The organism is Thermodesulfobacteriota bacterium (assembly GCA_040755095.1).
Classification (GTDB): Bacteria; Desulfobacterota; Desulfobulbia; order Desulfobulbales; family JBFMBH01; genus JBFMBH01.
This window is the reverse complement of sequence record JBFMBH010000041.1, coordinates 1-20,799: the sequence shown is the minus strand read 5'-3', so window position 1 is coordinate 20,799 and position 20,799 is coordinate 1. Positions and strand designations below refer to the sequence as shown.

General features: G+C 69.0%; 17 protein-coding genes. 6 read left to right on the top strand and 11 right to left on the bottom strand.

The window, feature by feature from the left end:
- Positions 1-57 precede the first annotated feature (57 nt).
- From AB1634_08280 to mqnB, 7 genes are all read right to left on the bottom strand, one after another.
- Entirely contained in the window at positions 58-1,599 is a 1,542-nt protein-coding gene (locus tag AB1634_08280) for a 2-isopropylmalate synthase (protein MEW6219518.1), read from the bottom strand.
- Positions 1,592-2,383, bottom strand: a complete 792-nt coding sequence (gene pssA, locus AB1634_08275; GenBank protein MEW6219517.1) for a CDP-diacylglycerol--serine O-phosphatidyltransferase — start codon at positions 2,381-2,383, stop codon at positions 1,592-1,594. The genes AB1634_08280 and pssA overlap by 8 nt, the downstream gene beginning before the upstream one ends.
- A gap of 243 nt (positions 2,384-2,626) precedes the next feature.
- Entirely contained in the window at positions 2,627-3,271 is a 645-nt protein-coding gene (locus AB1634_08270; protein ID MEW6219516.1) for a phosphatidylserine decarboxylase family protein, read from the bottom strand.
- Between the two features lie 44 nt (positions 3,272-3,315).
- Positions 3,316-3,798 carry an acetolactate synthase small subunit gene (gene ilvN, locus AB1634_08265; GenBank protein MEW6219515.1) on the bottom strand — a complete coding sequence of 161 codons (483 nt, stop codon included), beginning with the start codon at positions 3,796-3,798 and terminating at the stop codon, positions 3,316-3,318.
- A gap of 20 nt (positions 3,799-3,818) precedes the next feature.
- On the bottom strand, positions 3,819-5,519 hold the full coding sequence (gene ilvB, locus AB1634_08260) for a biosynthetic-type acetolactate synthase large subunit (GenBank protein ID MEW6219514.1): 1,701 nt from the start codon (positions 5,517-5,519) through the stop codon (positions 3,819-3,821).
- 259 nt (positions 5,520-5,778) lie between these two features.
- Positions 5,779-6,684: a 1,4-dihydroxy-6-naphthoate synthase gene (locus AB1634_08255; protein ID MEW6219513.1), complete on the bottom strand. Its 906-nt coding sequence runs from the start codon at positions 6,682-6,684 to the stop codon at positions 5,779-5,781.
- The gene (gene mqnB / locus AB1634_08250) at positions 6,681-7,349 is read right to left on the bottom strand and encodes a futalosine hydrolase (protein MEW6219512.1); all 669 of its coding nucleotides are present in this window, start codon (positions 7,347-7,349) and stop codon (positions 6,681-6,683) included. Before mqnB ends, AB1634_08255 begins: the two co-directional genes overlap by 4 nt.
- A gap of 204 nt (positions 7,350-7,553) precedes the next feature.
- Here mqnB and AB1634_08245 point away from each other — a divergent pair, with 204 nt between their 5' ends.
- From AB1634_08245 to AB1634_08235, 3 genes are read left to right on the top strand one after another with little or no spacing between them, the layout of a single operon-like run.
- Positions 7,554-8,888 carry a porin family protein gene (locus tag AB1634_08245; protein MEW6219511.1) on the top strand — a complete coding sequence of 445 codons (1,335 nt, stop codon included), beginning with the start codon at positions 7,554-7,556 and terminating at the stop codon, positions 8,886-8,888.
- A gap of 5 nt (positions 8,889-8,893) precedes the next feature.
- Complete coding sequence (locus tag AB1634_08240; GenBank protein ID MEW6219510.1) at positions 8,894-9,946, top strand: FecR domain-containing protein; 1,053 nt, start codon at positions 8,894-8,896, stop codon at positions 9,944-9,946.
- A gap of 28 nt (positions 9,947-9,974) precedes the next feature.
- Complete coding sequence (locus AB1634_08235) at positions 9,975-12,194, top strand: adenylate/guanylate cyclase domain-containing protein (GenBank protein ID MEW6219509.1); 2,220 nt, start codon at positions 9,975-9,977, stop codon at positions 12,192-12,194.
- Between the two features lie 171 nt (positions 12,195-12,365).
- Here AB1634_08235 and AB1634_08230 read toward each other — a convergent pair whose 3' ends face one another.
- Together AB1634_08230 and AB1634_08225 are read right to left on the bottom strand one after the other, a co-directional pair.
- Positions 12,366-14,210, bottom strand: a complete 1,845-nt coding sequence (locus tag AB1634_08230) for an ATP-binding protein (GenBank protein ID MEW6219508.1) — start codon at positions 14,208-14,210, stop codon at positions 12,366-12,368.
- Between the two features lie 4 nt (positions 14,211-14,214).
- Positions 14,215-15,153: a DUF1566 domain-containing protein gene (locus tag AB1634_08225; GenBank protein MEW6219507.1), complete on the bottom strand. Its 939-nt coding sequence runs from the start codon at positions 15,151-15,153 to the stop codon at positions 14,215-14,217.
- A 355-nt stretch (positions 15,154-15,508) separates the two neighbouring features.
- Here AB1634_08225 and AB1634_08220 point away from each other — a divergent pair, with 355 nt between their 5' ends.
- From AB1634_08220 to AB1634_08210, 3 genes are all read left to right on the top strand, one after another.
- Positions 15,509-17,611, top strand: a complete 2,103-nt coding sequence (locus AB1634_08220; GenBank protein ID MEW6219506.1) for a sensor domain-containing diguanylate cyclase — start codon at positions 15,509-15,511, stop codon at positions 17,609-17,611.
- Between the two features lie 8 nt (positions 17,612-17,619).
- Positions 17,620-17,988 carry an acyl-CoA thioesterase gene (locus tag AB1634_08215; GenBank protein MEW6219505.1) on the top strand — a complete coding sequence of 123 codons (369 nt, stop codon included), beginning with the start codon at positions 17,620-17,622 and terminating at the stop codon, positions 17,986-17,988.
- Between the two features lie 416 nt (positions 17,989-18,404).
- On the top strand, positions 18,405-18,737 hold the full coding sequence (locus AB1634_08210) for an Rpn family recombination-promoting nuclease/putative transposase (protein ID MEW6219504.1): 333 nt from the start codon (positions 18,405-18,407) through the stop codon (positions 18,735-18,737).
- A 986-nt stretch (positions 18,738-19,723) separates the two neighbouring features.
- Here the strand turns inward: AB1634_08210 and AB1634_08205 are convergent.
- Together AB1634_08205 and AB1634_08200 are read right to left on the bottom strand one after the other, a co-directional pair.
- A complete protein-coding gene (locus tag AB1634_08205) occupies positions 19,724-20,308 on the bottom strand; it encodes a hypothetical protein (protein ID MEW6219503.1) in 585 nt (194 codons plus the stop codon).
- Positions 20,309-20,326: 18 nt separating this feature from the next.
- Positions 20,327-20,799, bottom strand: a 473-nt coding sequence (locus tag AB1634_08200; protein MEW6219502.1) for a hypothetical protein, incomplete at its 5' end; no start/stop codon positions are given.

Genomic DNA, 20,799 nt, shown 5'->3' with positions numbered 1-20,799 from the left:
CTGAAGGTTGCAAAAAAATCCCGCCGTCCGGCCGGACAGCGGGCAAAGTGGCGCGGATCACAGGGAGACCAGGCTGCGGTTCATCTCCCTTTTGAGGTACTCCATGCGGTTGAGGCCATTGAGGTAGGCCTTGGCCGCAGCGGTGATGATGTCCGGGTCCGAGCCCTGGCCGATGACCGAGCGGCCGTCCAGGGCCAGCCGTACCGTCACCTCGCCCTGGGCGTCGGTGCCGCCGGTGATGGAGCTCACCGAGAAGAAAAGGAGCCGGCTGGCCGTGGCGGTGATCTCGGCAATGGCCCGGAAGGCTGCATCGATGGGGCCGACGCCGATGGCCGAGGCCCGGTGCTCCTGGCCACCCACCTCCAGGCAGACCGCAGCGGTGGGCAGGACGCCGGAGCCGCTCATCACGCCCAGGGAGAGGAGGCGGTAGGTGTCCGGGATCCGGAACACCTCGTCCATGAGGATCGCCTCCAGGTCCTCGTCGAACATCTCCTTCTTCTTGTCCGCCAGGTCCTTGAAGCGCACGAACACCCGGTCCACCTCCTCGTCGGTGAGGCGGTAGCCCAGCTCCCGGGTACGGTCTTTCAGGGCGTGGCGGCCGGAATGCTTGCCCAAAACCAGGCTGCCCTTGGTGAGCCCGATGTCGGCCGGGTTCATGATCTCGTAGGTTGTGCGCTCCTTCAGGACCCCGTCCTGGTGGATGCCGGACTCGTGGGCAAAGGCGTTGGCGCCCACCACCGCCTTGTTGGGCTGCACCACCAGGCCGGTGATGGTGGTCACCATCCGGCTGGTGGGGTAGATGTGCTCGGTGGCGATCCCGGTGTGCACCGGCCACAGATCCGCCCGGGTGCGGATGGCCATCACCACCTCTTCCAGGGCGGTGTTGCCGGCCCGCTCGCCGATGCCGTTCACCGTGCACTCCACCTGGCGGGCCCCCGCCGCCACCGCGGCCAGGGAGTTGGCCACCGCCAGGCCCAGGTCGTTGTGGCAGTGGACCGACAGCACTGCCCGGTGGATGTTGGGCACGTGCTCCATGAGGTAGCCGATCTTGGCGCCGAATTCCGCCGGCATGGCGTAGCCGGTGGTGTCCGGGAAATTGAGGGTGGTGGCCCCGGCCTCGATGACAGCGGCAAAGACCTGGCAGACGAAGTCGAGATCACTCCGGGAGGCGTCCTCGGCGGAGAACTCGACATTGCTCGTGTAGCGGGCGGCGTGGCGCACCGCCGCCTGGGCCATGGCCAAGACCTCCTCCCGGCTCTTCTTGAGCTTGTGGCGCAGGTGGATGTCCGAGGTGGCCAGGAAGGTGTGGATGCGCGGCGCCGCGGCACCGGCCAGGGCCTCCCAGGCGCGGTCGATATCCTTTTCGCTCGCCCGGGCCAGGGCCGCCACCTGCACCCCCCGCACCCCGTCGGCGATGGCCTTGACGCAGGCGAAATCCCCGGCCGAGGCCACCGGAAAGCCGGCCTCGATGACGTCCACGTTAAGCCTTTCCAGCTGCTGGGCCAGCCGCAGCTTCTCCTGCATGTTCATGCTGGCCCCGGGCGACTGCTCGCCGTCCCGCAGGGTGGTATCGAAGATGATGATCCTGTCGCTAGCCATGGCTCCCTCCCTTGGATTCGCCGATCGTAAGCGTCCCGGCCGGCTCGTCTTTGCCGTGGGCCAGCCAGTGGTAGATGGCGAGGGCCGGCCCGGACAGCACGTAGAGGGCGGCAAGGCCAAACAGGGTCACCTGGGGCTCGGTGGCCAGCACCATGACGATGAGCACCATCGCCACCAGCACCGGGAAGGGCTTCTTGCCCTGGGCGGCCTGGTTCTTGAAGCTCAGGTACCGGAAGGTGCTGACCATGAAATAGGACAGGAAATAGACCATGGCCAGGACCAGGATGTTCTGCACGGCGCCGCCTTTGCCCAGAAAGCCGCAGAACAGCACCGAGGTGGCCACGGTGCCGGCGGCGGCGGGGCAGGGCAGGCCCAGAAACGAGCCGTCGGTCGCCGGCGGCAGGGTGTTGAAGCGGGCCAGGCGCAGGGCGGTGGTGGCCACGTAGAGGAAGGCGGCCAGCCAGCCGAAGCGGCCATACGGGGCCAGGGCCCAGAGATAGGCGAGGATGGCCGGGGCGACGCCGAAGGCCACCAGGTCGCACAGGGAGTCGTACTCCATGCCGAACTTGCTGGTGGTGTTGGTCAGGCGGGCAATCCGGCCGTCCAGGCCGTCGAAGACCCCGGAGACCAGGATGGCCAGGGCCGCCTCGTGGAAATCACCACGGATTGCCGCCACAATGGCGAAGAAGCCGGAGAGCAGGCTGGCGGTGGTGAACAGGGATGGCAGCAGGAAGAAGCCCTTGCGCGGCGGGACATTGCTCTTCGGACGGCGGCGGTAGCGCATGGTCAGGCCTCCTTGGCGGCAGGGTGAGGCGGCAGGCCTTGGCCCCGGGATCGCCCGGAACCGGCAGGCGGTGCACCGGCACGGCCATAAGCCCTGGCCTCGTCCCCCGGAGGGAGCTGCGGCTGGGCTGGGGGCCGGCCCAGCAAGCTACCTACTATAGCATGTTCCCTCGGAAAGAAAAGCCGCGGCTTGCAAGCGCTGGCGGCGGGAGGCCACGGGACGCAGAGCGGCCGGACGCGGCCATCAGGACAGATGGCCCAGGAGGGTCTCGCCGGCCCGCACCTGCTGGCCCACCTCCACCGCCAGCTGCGTCTGGAGGGGCAGGTAGAGGTCGACCCGGGAGCCGAAGCGGATGAGCCCAAACCGCTGGCCCCGCTCCACCTGGTCGCCCTTGCGGCACCAGCAGACGATCCGCCTGGCCACCAGGCCGGCGATCTGCACCACGGCCAGCTGGCGCCCCCCGGCGGTGGCGAGCAAGGTGGCACAGGACTCGTTCGCCAGGGCGGCGCGGCCGGCATCCGCGGCCAGAAAGGCGCCAGGCCGGTAGCGCACCCCCGTCACCCGCCCGGCAAAGGGTATCCGGTTGACGTGGACGCTGAACAGGTTCATGAAGATGCTGACCCGGTAGGCGTGGTCCCCGAGGTAGCGCTCGTCGTAGAGCTGGTCGATGGCGATCACCTGGCCGTCCGCCGGTGCCACCAGGGCATCCACCGCCTCCGGCCCCACCCGCTCCGGATCCCGGAAGAAGAAGAGGACAAAGCCGGTGACCGCCACCCCGCCCCACGCCAGCAGCTCGTGGCCGACCAGGGCGGCCACCACCGTGGCGAAGGCGGCAAAGCCGATGAAGGGATAGCCCTCCCGGGCTACCGGCACCTGGGGCGCAACCATCGAAAATGCCGCCGTCTCCCGTCGCCTCGCCCGCCCGGATCCTTTCAGGTCTTCTTGGCCCGGGGCATGGCGATGACGCCGGTGCGCACGATCTCCTGGATGCCGATGGGCCGCAGGATATCGATGACCGCCTGCATCTTGGACTTGGAGCCGGTGATCTCCACGGCATAGCTCCGGGGGCTTACGTCCACCACCTTGCCCCGGAAGATGTCGATCACCCGCAGGACCTCGGCCCGGGTATGGGATTCGGCCTTGACCCGGATGAGGGCCATCTCCCGCTCCACATACTCACCCTCGGTGACATCGGTCACCTTGATGACATCGATGAGCTTGTGGAGCTGCTTGGTGATCTGCTCGATGATCTGGTCGTCCCCGGTGGAGACCAGGGTGAGGCAGGAGATCTCGGGATCCACCGTCTCGGCAACGCACAGGCTTTCGATGTTGAACCCACGACCGGAAAAAAGGCCGGTCACCCGGGAGAGCACCCCGGGCTTGTTCTGCAGCAGAACGGATATCGTGTGTCGCATGCCCTGTCCTCTTTGGCTATCTACACGAGCAGCATCTCGGTGGTGGCCTTGCCGGCCGGCACCATGGGGTAAACCCCCTCCTCCCGGGAGATGACGAAGTCCATGATGACCACGTTGTCCGTGGCCAGGGCCTCCCGGATGACCGGCTCCACCTCGCTGGGCTTGGTGGCCCGGAGCCCCACCGCCCCGTACGCCCGGGCCAGGGCGCAGAAGTCCGGCGCTACCGACAGATCGGTCTGGGAGTACCGCTTGCCGTAGAAGAGCTCCTGCCACTGGCGGACCATGCCCAGATAGTTGTTGTTCAGAAGGGCGATCTTCACCGGCGCCCGGTTCTGGACCGCGGTGGCCAGCTCCTGGATGTTCATCTGCAGGGAGCCGTCACCGGCGATGTCGATGACCACCCGGTCCGGTGCCGCGAGCTGGGCGCCGATGGCGGCCGGAAAGCCGTAGCCCATCACCCCCAGGCCGCCGGAGGTCATGAAGTGCCGGGGCTTGTCGAACAGGTAGAACTGGGCCGCCCACATCTGGTTCTGCCCCACCTCGGTGGTGATGATCGCCTCGCCGCGGGTGAGCTCGTGGAGCTTCTGGACCACGAACTGGGGCTTGATGACCTCGCTGTCCTGGGCAAAGCCCAACGGATGCTTCTGCCGCCATTCGGTGATCTGGGCGTGCCAGGGATCCAGGCGCACCGGCTCGAGGTCGGCGGCAATCTCCTCGTGGTGGCGCACGAACCAGGAGTTGATCGCGGTGAGCGCGTGCTTGCAGTCGGCGACGATGGGGATGTGCACCCGCACGTTCTTGCTGATGGAGGTGGGGTCGATGTCGATGTGGATGATCTTGGCATGGGGGGCGAAGGCGTCGATGCGGCCGGTCACCCGATCGTCGAACCGGGAGCCCACGGCGATGAGGAGGTCGCAGTTGGCCACCGCCATGTTGGCGTAGTAGGTGCCGTGCATACCCAGCATGCCCAGGGACAGGGCATGGCTGCCCGGGAAGCCGCCCAGGCCCATGAGGGTCATGGTCACCGGGATCCGATGCCGCAGGGCCAGCTCGGTCAGCTCCTCATGGGCGTTGGCATGGATGACCCCGCCGCCGGCATAGATCACCGGCCGCTTGGCCTTCTGGATCGCCCGGCAGGCCTTCTCCACCTGGCCGGGATGGGGCTCGTAGTTGGGGCGGTAGGTCCGCATCCGGATGGGCTTGGGCTCGATCCATTCCAGGCTCGCCGCCACCACGTCCTTGGGCAGGTCCACGAGCACCGGCCCGGGACGGCCCGTGCGGGCGATGTGGAAGGCCTCCCGGATGGTGGGGATGAGGTCCTTGCCCTCCTTCACCAGATAGTTGTGCTTGGTGCAGGGCCGGGTGATGCCGACGATGTCCACCTCCTGGAAGGCGTCGTTGCCAATGAGGCGGGTGGGCACCTGACCGGTGAAGACGACGATGGGGATGGAGTCCATGTAGGCCGAGGCGATGCCGGTCACGGTGTTGGTGGCACCGGGGCCGGAGGTCACCAGGGCCACGCCGACGTCGCCCCGCACCCGGGCGTAGGCGTCGGCGGCATGCACCGCTGCCTGCTCGTGGCGGACCAGCACATGGTTGATGCTGGACCGCGTCAGCTCGTCATACAGATCGATCACCGCGCCGCCGGGAAACCCGAAGATGGTGTCGATCCGCTGCTCCTCCAGACACTTGATGAACGCCTGGGCACCTGTAACCTTCATGGGACACATCCTTAAAGAAAAGACTCGGCTGCTCGATTGGCAGGAACAGGGGGCCAGGGCTGGCCGGCAGCCTCGTGCGGCCCGTCCCGCAGGAGGATCAGCCCGCCTGCCGGTCCCCGCGCCGGGAGCCAACGAAACGGCCTCGACCGCACCAGGCGGCGAGGCCGGGACCGGCACCGGCCCTGCCCGGGGTCAGGAGCCGGAAACGCAGTGGGCTGATGGGGAATTGGCCGACTATAAAGGACGGCCCCGGGGATTGTCAACCGGGATTGTGCCCGGCCGGGCAGGCGGGCTCCCCGTCCGGGCGCAGCTCGGAGACGAAGAGGGGCTGGCCGGACGCCCCCGGCTGATCGGGCAACAGCCCAACCGCCCGGCCGCGCGCCAGGAAATGCCGCACCGCGGCCCGGCCAGTGGCGCCCAGGTTCAGGGAGAAGTCGTTGACATACAGGGCGATATGCTGGGCGATGACCGGCGCGGCCAGCTCCTGGGCGTGGGCCCGGACGTACGCGCTGGTGGCACCGGGGGTGTCCTGCGCCAGGCGGACGCTGGCGCGCACCGCGGCATCGATGGCCGCAATGAGGGGGGCGCCCAGGGAGCGGCGAGCAGCGATCCCGCCCAGGGGAATGGGCTGGCCGGATTCTTCCTCCCACCAGGCGCCCAGGTCGGCCACCGCCTGCAGCCCGTAATCCGGAAAGGTGAAGCGTCCCTCGTGGATGATCACCCCGGCGTCCACCCGGCCCGCGGCCACGGCAGGCATGATCTCCGAGAAGGGCATGGCCACCAGGCGCTTGGCCTCCGGGGCCCAGAGTCCGAAGAGCAGGGCGGCGGTGGTCAGGCGGCCGGGGATGGCCACGGTCAACCGGGCCAGCCCGGCCCGCTCAAGCCTTTCCCGGGCCACCACCAGGGGGCCGCAGCCCCGGCCCAGGGCGGCACCCGCCTCCAGCAGAACATACTGGTCCAGGACCAGGCCCAGGGCGTGGCAGGAGAGCTTGGTGACATCGAAGCGGCCGGCCAGTGCCCAGGTGTTCAGGGTCTCCACATCGGCGAGCACAGGCGGGGTGAAGGCCGGGCTGCCCGGCGGCAGGAGGCCGTGGGCCAGGCCGTGGAAGATGAAGGTGTCGTTGGGGCAGGGGGAGAAGGCCAGGCTTACGGGGTGGCTGCTCACAGCGGCAGGTCTCCATGGCCGGCCAGGGCCGCCGCTACCAGGGCGCCGGCCTCCGCGGCCTTCAGACAGGCAGCAGGCAGGTCCCAGGACGCCTGGTCCCGGTCCTGCACCAGGTTGCTCATGGCCCGCAGCTCCACGAGGGGCACGCCGAAGAGCTGGCAGACCCGGGCCACCGCCGCCCCTTCCATGTTCTCCACCGCCACCCGGAACTGGTCCCGGATGGCAAGCCCGGCGGCGGTGGTGCCGCTGGTCGCGGCCACCGTGGCAAAGGCGGCGGCCGGGCAGGGTCGGCCGGCCCGGGCCAGGATTGCCGCGGCCTGGCGGCCAAGCTCCGGGTCGAGGCGGAAGCGGGTGCACAGCGGCAGGCGGCTCTCATCGAAGGGCTCCAGCCGGTCCCGCAGCCGGACGCCGGTGTCGGCCAGGACCTCGGTGGCGGCCACGGCCAGATCGCCGATCCCCAGGCCGCTGTCCGGGTAGGCGCCGCCGACCCCGACCAGCAGGAGGGCGGCGGGCAGGGCGGGAAGGCTGGCCAGATGCCGGGCCAGGCGGGCCGCCGCCTCCACCGGCCCCATGCCGACACAAAAAGGCTCCAGCCCGGAGACGGCATCCAGGCGGGACAAAAGGGGCTCCATCTCCAGCCCGGTGGCGGTGGCGACAAGGATCATGGGCAGGTGGGGGAGGGCGGCCGGGTCACGGCCCGGCGACCCGCTCCTTGCGGCAAAGGTCTCCGGCAGAGTATAGCCGCCGGCCGGCAAATGACAACGAGCCTGTGGCGGAGCCGCCTCGGGCGTTGCTTTTTTCCTCGGTATTCACTAAAAGAGATGAAGGCTTCGTCCCGCCCCAAGCCCCTTACCCCCGGAGGCCCACGCATGGGGTCGCGTCTCTCCCGCCACGGCCTGCTGTATCTCGTCTTTGCCGCCACCCTGGCAGGCGGCTTCTCTCCGGTCCAGACCTGGGCCGAGGCGCCAGGCGTAGCTCTCGGAAGGGCCAGGGATCTGGCCGCCGCCGGGCAGGGCGCCGCGGCCTACGATCTGTTGTGGCAGGCGGTGCTGGAGGAGCCCACCCACCTGGGCCTCAACTTCGAACTGGGCCGCCTGGCCATGGAGCTGGGACTCTATGAGAACGCCGCCGCCACCTTCGAGCGGATCCTGATGCTGGATCCCAACCAGCCCCGCAGCCGCTACGAGCTGGCCAAGGCCTATTTCGAGCTCAAGGCCTATGCCCTGGCCGAAGAGGAGTTTCAGAAGGTCCTGGCCGCCCAGCCGCCGCCGGAGGTGCAGCAGGCGGTGGCTCGCTACCTCGACGAGCTGGCCGCCCGCCAGAGCCGGCATCAGCTGGAATTCTCCGGCCAGCTGGGCCTCACCTACGACACCAACGCCAACGCCGGCCCCGGTGCCGGGGTGGTCACCACCAGCCTGGGACCGGTGCCGGTGACCGCAGAAGGGGGCCCCCAGGCCGACTGGGGCACTGTGCTCGGCCTGGCCCTGGACCACCGCTACGCCCTGGCCGGGGGGGACTCTTGGGTCTGGCAGAGCCACGGCGGGGTCAACAGCACCCTCTACCACGACAAGCATGCCTTCGACCTGGCGATCCTCTCCCTGGCCACCGGCCCGGCCCAGGTCATCCCGGATCGCCGCCTGGAGATGGCGGTCACCGTCGACGCCATCACCTACGGCTCCGACGACTATGCCCAGTTCTATGGGCTCGCCCCGGCTGGCACCTGGCGCCTGGCCTCCAGCCTGTTCCTGAACGGGGAGGCGGCGCTGCAGAAGAGGGCCTACTCGGCGGACGACGACCGGGACGGGACCTACGGATCGATCCAGGTGACGCCCCGCCTCTTCTGGGGCGATAACCGGTACATGGTGCAGTGGCGGCTGGGCTGGGCCCGGGAGGATGCCCGGGCCGGACACAAGAGCTGGGACGGCCCGGAGGCCGCCATTGGCCTTTACTCCCATCTGGTGGCCGACCTCACCGGCTACCTGCAGCTCGGCTTCCAGGACGTCCGCTACGACGCCCAGGACCCCAGCTTCCCCGAGCTGCAGGCGGACAAGCGCTACCGGGCCCTGGCCAGCCTCGCTTCCCCGTTGCCCTGGTGGGACCTGGCCGCCTCCCTGGCCTTCCAGTACACCCGCAACACCTCGACCCTGGATGTCTACGATTACACCCGCCGGCAGACCACCCTGCTCCTGACCCGGAGATTCTAGAGACCATGCCGCCCGCCCGCCACCTCCTGCCCCTTGTCGTCGTCCTCGGTCTCCTCGTTGCCGGCTCGGCCCTGGCCGCTGACCTGGTCGGGCGGGTGGCGGTCATGGAAGGGGAGGCCTCGGCGGTGGCCGAGAATGGCCAGCGCCGCGCCCTGGCGCCCCGGGCCCCCATCGAGGCCAACGACACCATCGAGACCGGCCAGGCCGGCAAGGTGCAGATCTTCTTCCTCGACGAAACGGTCTTCACCGTCGGCCCGGACAGCGCGGTAAAGATCGACCGCTTCGTCTTCGATCCGCAATCCTCGGCCGGCGAGCTGTTGGCCAACGCGGCCCGGGGTACCTTCCGTATGGTCACCGGCAAGATTTCCCGCCACAACCCGGATCGGGTGCAGGTGAAGACGCCGGCCGCCACCATCGGCATCCGCGGCTGCTACCTGGTGGGCTCCATCAACCCCGCCCAGCAGTCCCTGACCCTGCTCTTCCTGGGTGGCCTGCAAGGGGCGGAGCGGGGCATCTATGCCCAGAACGAGGCCGGTGCCACGGGGCTGACCATCGCCGGCTTCGGCGTCGAGGTGGCCGGCCCCCAGCAGCCGCCGTCGCCGCCGGTCCAGTTCGGCATCGACCAGATCCGCGGCCTCCTGGCGCCCACCGAGATCCAGAGCCCGGCGGGCGGCGGGCCGGCCGGTGGCCCGTCCGGAGACAGCGGCACCGGCGGGGGCGATGCCGGCGCAGGGGGTGACGCTGGCGACGGCGGTGGTGACGCTGGCGACGGCGGTGGCGATGCTGGTACCGGTGGCGATGCTGCTGCCGGCGGTGGCGACGCTGGCAACGGGGGCGGCGGTGCCGGCACCGGCCAGGGCCAGGACGGCAATGTCGGCGGCTGGGGCGGCGTCAATGGCTCGGATGCCGGCGGCGGGGCCGGCGATGGTGGCACCCCGACCTTCAGCCCTACCACCACCTCGGAACAGCTGGACCGGCTCAACACCGTCATCCCGCCGCGGGTGGAGGAGACGCTGCCCACAGCGCCCACCGTGCCCAAGCCGCCGCCGGTGGACTGAGCCGGCCCTCTCACCGGGTTGATCCGTCATGGCTTCCCGTCTGGCCTTCCTGGGCAGGGCCCGCCTCCTGCCCCGCGCGGTGGGGCTCGTCCTGGCCGCGGCCATGCTCTGGCTGCACATGGCGGATCCGATCTTCCTGCAGGACTTCCGGGAGCGGGGCTTCGATCTCTTGCTCCGCCGGCTGCCCGGCAAGCCCGCCGGCACCCCCATCATCATCGTCGACATCGACTCCAAGAGCCTGGCGGGTCTGGGCCAGTGGCCGTGGCCGCGGACCGTTCTCGCCGAGACCCTGCGCATCATCGCCAGCGGCGGCCCCAAGGCGGTCGGCCTCGACATCGTCTTTGCCGAGCCGGACCGCACCTCCCCCCGTGAGGTGGCGGCCAGCCTCGCCGGGGTGGCAACCCCGGACACCCTGGCGGAGATTCAGGCCCTGCCCGACCACGACCAGGCCCTGGCCGGCGCCCTTCTGGCCAGCCCCACGGTCCTGGGCTTCGTCTTCGGCTTCGACGAGGCCGTGGCCACCGCCAACCAGCCCATGGCCCGGCCGGGCCGCTTCGCGGTCCGGGGTTTCGACCCCAGCCCCTGGCTCTTCCAGGCCCTGTATGCCGACGCCAATCTGCCGCTGTTGGAGGGGGCGGCGGTGGCCAGCGGCTTCTTCAACATCTTCCCGGACACCGACGGCCTGGTGCGCAAGGTGCCGCTCCTCATGGCCTACGGCCAGGAGATCTATCCCAGCCTGATGCTGGAGACCCTGGCCACCGGCCTCGGCTCGCCGACGGTGGTCCTCAGGCTGGCCCAGACCGGCAAGGGCCTGGTCAGCTCCGGCGTCAAGTACGAGCTGAAGATCGGCGAGCACATCGTTCCCACCGACGAGCAGGGCGCCATGCGCATCCGTTACTGCGGTCCCGCCTTCTCCTTCCCGTATCTGTCGCTGGTCGACGTCCTGGATGGTACGGTGGCGCCGGAGGTCTTCGCCGGGGCCTATGTTCTCGTGGGCACCTCAGCCCCGGGGCTCATGGACATCCGGGCCACCCCCACGGCCCAGATCTTTCCCGGTGTGGAGATCCACGCCCATGCCCTCAACACCATCCTCACCGGCGCCCATCTCCGGCGGCCGGACTGGATTCCCGGGCTGGAGCAGGCGTATCTGGCGGTGGTGAGCCTCCTGCTCATCATCCTCCTACCCCGGATCGGCGCCATCCCCGGCGGTGTGCTGGTCCTGGCCACCAGCGCCGGTCTGGGCTTCGCCTCCTACTGGCTCTTCGCCCACCGGGGCTTCCTTCTGGATATGCTCTATCCGCTGCTCACCACCGCGAGCCTTTTTACCAGCGGCACCTTCCTGAACTTCGTGTTCAAGGAGCGGGAATCCCGGAAGATCCGGGGCGCCTTTGGCCATTATGTCTCGCCAGCGGTGGTGCACGAGCTGCTCCAGCATCCGGAGCGGCTCACCTTGACCGGTGAGGAGCGGCCCATGACCATCCTCTTCTCCGACATCCGGGGCTTCACCTCCATCTCCGAGGGGATGACCCCCCAGGAGCTGTGCCAGTTCATCAACGAATACCTGACCCCCATGACCCAGCTGATCCTGGATGCGCGGGGCACAGTGGACAAGTTCATCGGCGACGCCATCATGGCCTTCTGGAACGCCCCCCAGGATGACCCCGAGCACGCGGTCCATGCCTGCCAGGCAGCCCTGGCCATGCTCCGGCGCCTGCCGGTGCTCAACCGGGAGTGGCAGGCCCGGGGGCTCAAGCCCATCGGCATCGGGGTCGGCATCCACTCCGGCCCGGCCCGGGTGGGCAACATGGGCTCGGACCAGCGCTTCGACTACACCGCCATGGGCGACACCGTCAACCTGGCCTCCCGGCTGGAGGGGGTCAACAAGCTCTATGGCACCGGCATCATCGCCAGCGCGGCGACCCGGGATCTGGTGACCGGCCGCGGCTTCGCCTTCCGGCAGCTGGACCGGGTGCGGGTCAAGGGCAAGGGCGAGCCGGTGACCATCTTCGAGCTGGTGGAGGAGGAGGCCCGGCTGTCGGACGACGACCGGGCGGAGCTGGCCGTCCATGCCGAGCTTCTGGCTGCCTATGGCCGCCGGGAGTTTGCGGCCGCCGCCGCCGGCTTCACCGCGCTGGCCGGCCGCCACGACCGCCTCCTCTACCGCCTCTACGCCGAGCGGGCCAGCCAGCATCTGGCCACCCCGCCCCCTGCCGACTGGGAGCCGGTCACCAACCTCACCTCCAAGTGACGCAGTCCTGAACCGTCTTGACACGCACCGCCTGCCCGTTCATTTATCTTCTCGACCAGCAGGAGGGGCGTCGAGATCGGGCCTTGGATCTGGTGGCAGATGGAGACCATCGATGGGGCCATGGTCGTGGTGAACCCCTTTCTCGATGTCTGAGCTTCCGGCAGGCCGGCGTCATCCCGGCCGGCTCTCGGCCGCCCCCGGACCAGGAGGCTGAGCCGGTAAGGTCAGCCGGGCCTCGGCGCCGCCCTCCGGCCGGTTGGCCAGGGTCAGGCTGCCGCCGTGCTCCTCGACGATCTTGCTGGCGATGGCCAGGCCCAGGCCGGTGCCGTTGGCCTTGGTGGTGACGTAGGGCTCCATGACCCGGTCCAGGATCTGTGCCGGGATGCCGGGGCCGGTGTCCGCCACGCGGATCTCGACGCCCCCTCGTGGCCCGGCCGCGGCCTGCACCGCCAGCACGCCGCCGGCCGGCATCGCCTGCAGGGCGTTCAGGAACAGGTTCAGGAAGACCTGCTTCAGGCGGTCCTGGTCGGCCTGCACCACCGGCAGGTCCGGGGCATAGGCGGTCTCGATCCGCACCCCCAGCTCGGCGGCATCCGAGGCCATGAGCGCCAGGGCGGTGTCCAGGAAAGGGGCCATGGCCACCGCCTCCAGCCGGAGGGGCAGCGGCCGGGTGTAGTCCAGGAGGGCGCCGATGGAGCGGTCCAGGCGCTCGACCTCGGAGGCCAGGAGCTCGGCGATGCCCTGTTCGCGGCTGGCGGCGGGCAGCTTGCCGGCCAGGAAGGTGGCAAAGCCCTTGATGGAGCTTAACGGGTTGCGGACCTCGTGGGCGACGCCGGCGGCCATCCGCCCCAGGGCCGCCAGCCGGTCGTGCCGCCGCAGGCGGGCCTCCAGCTCCTTGAGCTCGCTGAGGTCATGGAGCAGGAGGACCCGGCCCATGGCCGCGCCTTCCGGGCTGACGACCGGCACCGCCGAGGCGGCCAGGAAGTGGGTCTTGCCGGTGGCGGCGGCCAGGACCAGCTCCTGGTCCAGGACCTCGCCGTTGCCGGGCGTGGCGAGCAGCGGCGCGATAGCTGCCGGCAGGATCTCCGCCGGCGCCCGGCCCCGGGCCCCGGCGGCGGACAGACCGAAGAGCCCTTCTGCCACCCGGTTGAGGGTGTTGATCCGCCCCTGGCCGTCCACCGCCACAATGCCCACCGGCAGCCGGCTGACGATGAGGGCGGTGAAGGCCTGCACCGAGGCCAGGGCCTCCTGGCTGACGCGGTAGCTCTGCACTGCCCACAGGGAGATGAGACCGCCGGCCCCCACCAGGAGCAGGGCCAGGCCCAGAAAGGCGATCTGCAGCCGATCCTCGGCCAGCACCTGGTCCAGCTCGGCAGGATCCAGCCCCACCAGCAGCTGGTAGCGGACCGGGGCTCCGGGGGGCGGCTCCAGCAGGTTGCGGCACCAGCCGCTGGCACCGGGCGCTCCGTCCAGCGGCCCGGGCGGCGGGCCCGGGCCTCCGGCCAGGGGTTGGCGCCAGCGCCGTCCCTGCCGGGGCGGCGGCCGGCGGAAGGGATCGAAGGGCGAGACCACCTCCAGAACCCGACCGGTGGCGCCGCGGCCGTCCAGCAGGTGCCAGCGCACCCCCCCCGGCCCCTCCTCCAGACTGGCCGAGTCCCGGGCCAGAACGGTGTCCAGCAGCTCGGCCGCGCTGGCGGCCACCACCTTGCCGTCCTCCCCCACCACTGCCAGGTACTCGATGTCCGGTGCCGTGGCCGCTTCGGCCATGAGATCCTGCAGGCGGTCGGCACCGCCCGGCATCCCCATCATGCCGGCCCGGGCGCCGGCGGCCACGAAATGGGCCAGGGCCTGGCCCCGGTGCACCAGGTTCGAGACCACCAGGCGCCGCTCCCGCTGGAGGTTGTGGATGGCAAAAACCGCGATGATGAGGGCGAGCAGGGCGAGGGCGGCGAGGAGCAGCCACGGGGAGACGAAAAGCAGCGAGGTCTTACGCCGGATGGGGCTTGGCCGGGGCATGGCGTTAGAGCGTCCGGCAGAAGCGGCCGTAGCCGCCCGGGTTGGTGCTGGAGGCCCAGTAGGCCCGGCCGTGGCGGAAGTCCACGAACCACTGGCCACCCGGCCGCCGGCCGTTGGCGGTGAAGATGAAGGGCTGCTGGGCAGAGAAGCAGGGATGGACATGCAGGCCGGCGGCGCTCTTTACGGGCGTCAAGAGGGACATGGCCTCGGCCAGGGAAGGCAGCCGCCAGTCGGCAAAGCCGGCCAGACGCTGGGCGTTGGCCGCCGCCAGCTGCCTGGCCATCTGGGTGGTGCCGCACAGGTCGCAGCCCCCCCGCAGCCACATGAGACCGCTGCGCTGGTCGACGATCGCCTCGCGGCAGCCGATGTCCGCCAGCAGGTTGGGGAAGGAGCCTTGCGGCTGCCGGTCGTGGTCATAGAAGCCGTACCGCCGCACCAGGGCCTCCACCTCTTCCTCGCTCAGGGCTGATGGCACCGCCGGCAGGGCGATCCGCTCCTCGGCCGGCAGGGGCGGGCCGTCCGCCGGCAGCCGGCAGCTGTCCTCCTGGGCCGCGGGCTCGGGGGCCAGCGGGGTGACCAGGCCAGCCTCGTAGCGGTCCACCAGGTGCGCGGTCAGCCAGTCCTTGAGTGCCCCGTCGACGGCGTAGCTCTGATCCTGGCTGCCGGCTCGGCCCTGGCTGGCCACACAGCGGTCGACCATGTCCTGGGGCGCGTGGATCATGGCCAGGACCCGGGCATGCTTGATGCCCCGCTCCATGAGCCGCAGCTGGGCCGGTTGCTGCCAGTTGTCGATGTAGAAGTAGTAGAACCGCTCCCGGAGGCTGCGCACCCGCTCCCGGCCACCCCAGCTTTCGAAGGTGCCGAAGGTGTCAGCCGGGGTCAGCTCCCAGTCGATGGTGGCTGTTTCCGGATGGTCAACGCCCAGTGCTGCGAAAAGGTCCATGTCCCGTCTCCCCTGGTCCTGATGCTGGTGAATGCTGCGGCCCCGCGCTGGCGCTGGTCTTTCCGGCCGGGTGGCGCGCGATGGCGTGGAATGGAGCAGACCCTCAGTATAGCCAGGCCAGCGGTCAAGGAACAGGGTGGGCCGCCGCCGGGCAGCAAGGCCGTTGTCAATCGGGCGAGGTCGTGGTAGTTAGAAACCGCCCGGGGCACTACTTCTTGTTGCCGGCGCCGGAGGGACCTTGAGGAGGATGGACCTTCATGGCTCCCCCCGAAAGGCCTGACCCGCGACTGGCCGCCAGCGGCAAGCATCCGGGCCGGGACAAGGTTGCCCTCTTCCGTCAAATGGTCGGTCTGTCGTGAGCGACGCTTCCGCATCATTCTCTCCGGAGCAGCTGCTGGCCGGCGTGCGGCGAGACAAGGCCCTGGCTCCTTACGCCTTGGCTGCGCTGCCGGCGGGCCCGGAGGAGGCGCCGGCCAGAGAAGTGGGCTGGCGGCTCTGTCCGGCCTTGGCCGAGTGCACGGCCTGCGCCAGTCGCTGCTGGCCGGCGGTGCGGGGCCTGGTGCAGGCGGCCCTGGCCACCGGCAGTACGGCCACCGGGCGCTGCCCCCTGGGTCTTCCGGCCTTTGCCGTGCCGGTGCCCGGCGGTCTGGGGCCGGCGGCGGTGGTGGCCGCCGGGGTGCGGGATCCCTTTCTCGACCGCCGGCGGGCGGACCAGATCGCCGTTGGCTTGGATCTGCGTCCAGCAGCCTTCCGGCAGCTCTTGAATCGCCTGCCGGTGGCCACCGAGCGGGGACTGGCCCGGGCCGCCAGCCGGCTTGCCGCCAGACTGGCCCAGCTGGCCCCTTCTGCCGGCACAGTCGGCAGCGCTGCTGCGGCGGCCGGCCGGCCGACGGCGGCGCTGCTGCCGGCCCTGGCAGGTCACGAGCGGCTGCCGGCCATCGTCAAGCTGTCGGCGGATATCGATCGGGCCAGCTCCCAGGCCGAGACCATGAGCCTGGTGGGGGAGGGGCTGGGCATCCTCTTCGATCTGGATGGCGTGGGCCTGGCCCTGCCGGCGGTCCCTGGCGGTCCCCTGACCCTGCACCACCTCTGGGGCCAGGGGGCTCAGGCCCTGACCCTGGGCGCCGAGATCGTCAGCCGGCTCTTCCCCAATTCCGGCTCCGGATCGGTGGCGGTGGACGAGCAACTGGCCCGGGAGATCTTCCCCGAACAGGGCCTTGCCACCGGCGTGCCGCTCCTGGTCGACCACCGGCCAACCGGCATGCTGGTCCTCACCGGCCGTCCCCTGGGCCGCCAGGAGGTCATGCTGGTGGAGCTGGTGGCCGGCCGGCTGGCCCAGCGGCTGGAGATGCTCCGGCGGGAAGCGGCCTTGCACCACCAGGGCTTGCGCCTGCAGAGCATGGTGGCGATGTTTGCCAACCTGCACTGCACCGACGACCAGCAGACGCTCTGTCACCAGGTTCTGGACATGGCCTCCGAGCTGGTGGGGGCCAGCCGCGGCTCCCTGATGCTTCTGGACCAGAAGGCCGGGGACCTGGCCATTGTCTCGGTCAAAGGCATGAATCCCAGCCTGGTGCACGGCCTGCGCATCCCGATCGGCAGCGGCATTGCCGGCCGGGTGGCGGCAGACGGCCAGCCCCTGCTGGTGGAGGACATCGAGACCGACCCCCGGCTGGCCCGGCCCGGGCGACCCCGCTTCACCAGCAAATCCTTCGTCAGCCTGCCCTTGCGCTTCCGGGATCGGACCACCGGGGTGCTCAATCTGGCGGACAAGGAGGGGCCAAGCATCTTCACCGACCTGGACTGCCAGATGCTGTCGGCCTTTGCCAGCCACGCCTCGGCCCTGATCGAGCGCAGCCGCACCCTGGCCGGCAGCCAGATCCTGGAGCACCTGTCCATCACCGACCCCCTCACCGGGGTCCACAACCGCCGTTATCTGGAGCGGCGCATGACCGAAGAGATCAGCCGTAGCCAGCGCTGCGATTCCACCCTGGCGGTGCTCATGGTGGACATCGACCATTTCAAGCGCTACAACGACCGCTGCGGGCATCTGGCCGGGGACGAGGCCCTGCGGGTGACGGCCGGGGTGCTGCGGGAATCGGTGCGGGAGATGGACGTGGTGACCCGTTACGGCGGCGAGGAGTTCTGTCTGCTCCTGCCCACCGCTGGCCGCCGGGAGGCCCTGGCGGTGGCGGAGCGGGTCCGGCAGGGGGTGGCCAGGGCCAGCCTGCCGGCCAACGGCTGCGCGGCGGCGGCCGGTCTGACGGTGAGCATCGGTGTCGCCAGCTTTCCGGAGCACGGCCGGAGCGCTACCGCCCTCCTGCAGAGCGCCGACACGGCCCTCTACCAGGCCAAGGCCCAGGGCCGCAACCGTATCGTCTTCGCCGCCGCCACTCCGGCGGCCGAAGCGGCCCCTGCGGCCCCGGAGTGGGACGCCGGACCGGCGACCTGGGGCTGAGCGGGGTCATGGAGAGCTACAAGCTCGTCTTGCCGGAGCACCTCAACCACTACGGTTATCTGTTCGGCGGCAATCTTCTCAAGTGGGTGGACGAGGTGGGCTGGATCGCCGCCAGCCTGGACTATCCCGGCTGCAACTTCGTCACCGTTGGCCTCGACCGGGTGGAATTCAGGCGCTCGGTCAAGGAAGGGTCGCTGCTGCGCTTCCTGGTGGAGCGGGAGCAGGCCGGCACCAGCGCCGCCACCTACCGGGTCACGGTCTTCAACCACGCCCTGCAACTGGGCGCCGAGGAGCCGGTCTTCTCCACCCGCATCACCTTCGTCTGCCTGGACGACTGCGGCGGCAAGCAGCCGCTGCCTCCCCCCGCCACCCCCTGAGCCTCCGCCGCCCGACCCCGTGCCCCCCCCGCCGCAGCATCTTCAGCCAGCGGCCCCCGAAGCGAAGAACGCCTGCAATCCTGCCGCTGCCGTGGCTGAGCCGGGCCAGCCGGTCATCGGCATAGGATTGGGGGCCTGCTCGGTGGCCCGCCGGAGGGCGAACGCCTTGCCCGGCCGCGTTGACAAGCCCCCGGTCGGCCCGTAGGATACGGCCATGACCGAGGTTGCCAATCCCCATGACCGCTTCGTCAAGGAGGTGCTGGGCCGGCCGGCCACCGCCCGGGCCTTCTCGCCAACTATCTGTCGCCGCCGGTGGTTGCCAGTCTGGACCTGTCTTCCCTGGACGTGGTGAAGGACAGCTTCGTCGATCCCCAGCTGGCCGAGCACCTGTCGGACCTGCGCTCTACCAGGTCAACCTGGTCGATGGCCGGCCCGGCTACCTCTCTATCCTCTTCGAGCACCGCAGCCATCCCGGCGGCTGCCCGCCTCTGGACCTGCTCCGCTACGCGGTCCAGATCTGGAGCCGGCACCGGGCGATCTCCGGCCCCGGACCGCTGCCGCCGGTGATCCCGCTCCTCTACTACCACGGCCGCCCCGTCTGGTCGCATCCCCTGACTTCGGGGAGTTGTTCGACCTGCCGGCGGCCCTGGGAGCGTACCGGCCATCCTTCCGCTACGAGATCATGGATCTGGCCCGCTGGCCGGACGAGGCGATCCGGGGCGAGGTGCTGCTCCGCAGCTTCCTTTTGATCACGAAGCACATCTTTGCCCACGACCTGGGCGACCGACTGCCAGGGGTTCTCGCCCTGATGCGCGACTTGGCCCGTTCCCAGACTGGGCTCCAATACGTCGAAACCCTGCTCCGCTACGTGGCCGCAGCCGCGCCGCAGGTGGAGGAGGAGGCCTTTCGCGCCGCCATCGATGGCGCGCTTGCCGATGGAGGGATGGACATGCCGACACTTGCCGAGCGTTGGGAGCAGCGGGGTCTGGAGCGCGGCCTTCAGCAGGGAATCCAGCAAGGACTTCAGCAAGGGATCCAGCAGGGACTTCAGCAAGGATTCCACCAGGGGAGGACCAGTACCCTGCGCCGGAGCGTCATCGAGGTTCTTGAGACCCGCTTCGAGGCCGTCCCGGAAGCCATGATCCGCAGCCTGGAGCAGATCGAGACCGAGGCGGCGCTGCAGGCCCTGCTGAAACGCGCGGTGACCATCGCCTCCCTGGCGGCGTTCCGCGACCTGGTGCGCCAGACCCTGGCGGATTGAGTGTGGACGTTGGTCGGGGGGGAGCCCTCCGGGTTTTCTGCCTGCAAGGTTTTCGTCTTGCGGTCCGGCCGCGGCATCAGGTTCGGGACTGTCCCGCCTCCCTCCTCCTGCCGCCGTGAGACCGGAGCGACAGCCGGTCGGCCTCACAAACACAGCCACCATACAACCTTTGGCCCCCTCGACAGCTGGATCCGCATGCGTCTGCGCAGCATTCTGCGCAAGCGCCGCGGAGGCCGAGGACGGGGCCGAGGGCGAGACCATCAGCGCTGGCCGAACGCCTACTTTGTGGCTCATGGGTTGTTCACCTTAACCGCAGCCCATGCGGCCGCTTGCCACAGTCCCGCTGAGGAACCCACTGACCGGAGAGCCGTACGCGGGAGATCCGCCCATACGGTTCGGAGGAAGGGGGGCCGGGAATCAACCGGCTCCTCCTACCCCTATCCGCGCCCCCCCCGTCCCCCACCCCACCCGAGATCACTCTGGCACGACTATGCTCCACAGGGGGATGCCCAGTTTTCTACGCTCAACAAGAGACTTGGGCTGCAGGCCCTTGCGGTAGATCAGTTCCATGGGGGTCTCCTCCGGGTAAACCGCTCTTGCCATCTCCAGCGCGACAAGCTCCTCTCTTTTAGCGTCGTCTATCCTGGATAGTACAGAGTAGATCTCGCTGAGTTGGAAGTGCACGCCAGCTTCGTCCAATATCAAAATCTTTTTTCGAGGTCGGGATGGCAAGCAGTGAAAATCTTCACGAAGTGACATCTTTAGTAGACGAATTGCATCGCCATATCTGGCGCTCCGAAAATGGCATTCAGCAACTATTCTAAGTATTAACGGATCCAGGATATCGCCATTTGGTTGACCATTCAATAATGTTACCGCATAATCACAAGTAATGGAGTCAGGGTCCTCGCGCACCCGTGATATAAACTCCGCGCAGACATCCGAAGTTTCGTGGCTGGAAACTGATGCAATATCATCGTTTGCTGAGGATAACTCGGGCAGATTGAACAACGCAAGAATCCAGACAAGAACAAGACGAAATATGCGCATCGCTAGCACGGTAACCTCTCTGGTCTGTTATGGCACCGTTCTGCACTCTCGAAAGACTGTGAAAATGTGATAGGAACATTGGACAGGATTGGCGAGATAGGCGTCGAGTACTGTCGGTCCTTCACATGATAGTATCCACGCCGAACAGGAGGGGGCGTTGAACTTCTCGCAAATTCCACTTGGGAACGGCATCGGCTTGTCTATTGCTACTCCGGTGCAGTAGTCAATAATATCTTCACACCACTGAGGAAGCTTCTCCAGTTTGGAGAGCAATTCGTGCTCGTCAATCCCACATGAGACGGCATCCCTTATGGCTTCCACACAGCCTGCCGTATCTAGTGCCTTCTTGAGCAGTTCCTCCGCTTTGTGCTTTGGGTTTGCGTCATTGTACATGTACGCCATCACCCCGACATTGGCGCCGTACATGAATCCGGCGAAGAAGGTGTCGCCGTTCTCATCGGAGACGACCCCGGCGATGATGCCGCCCACGATCGCCCGGC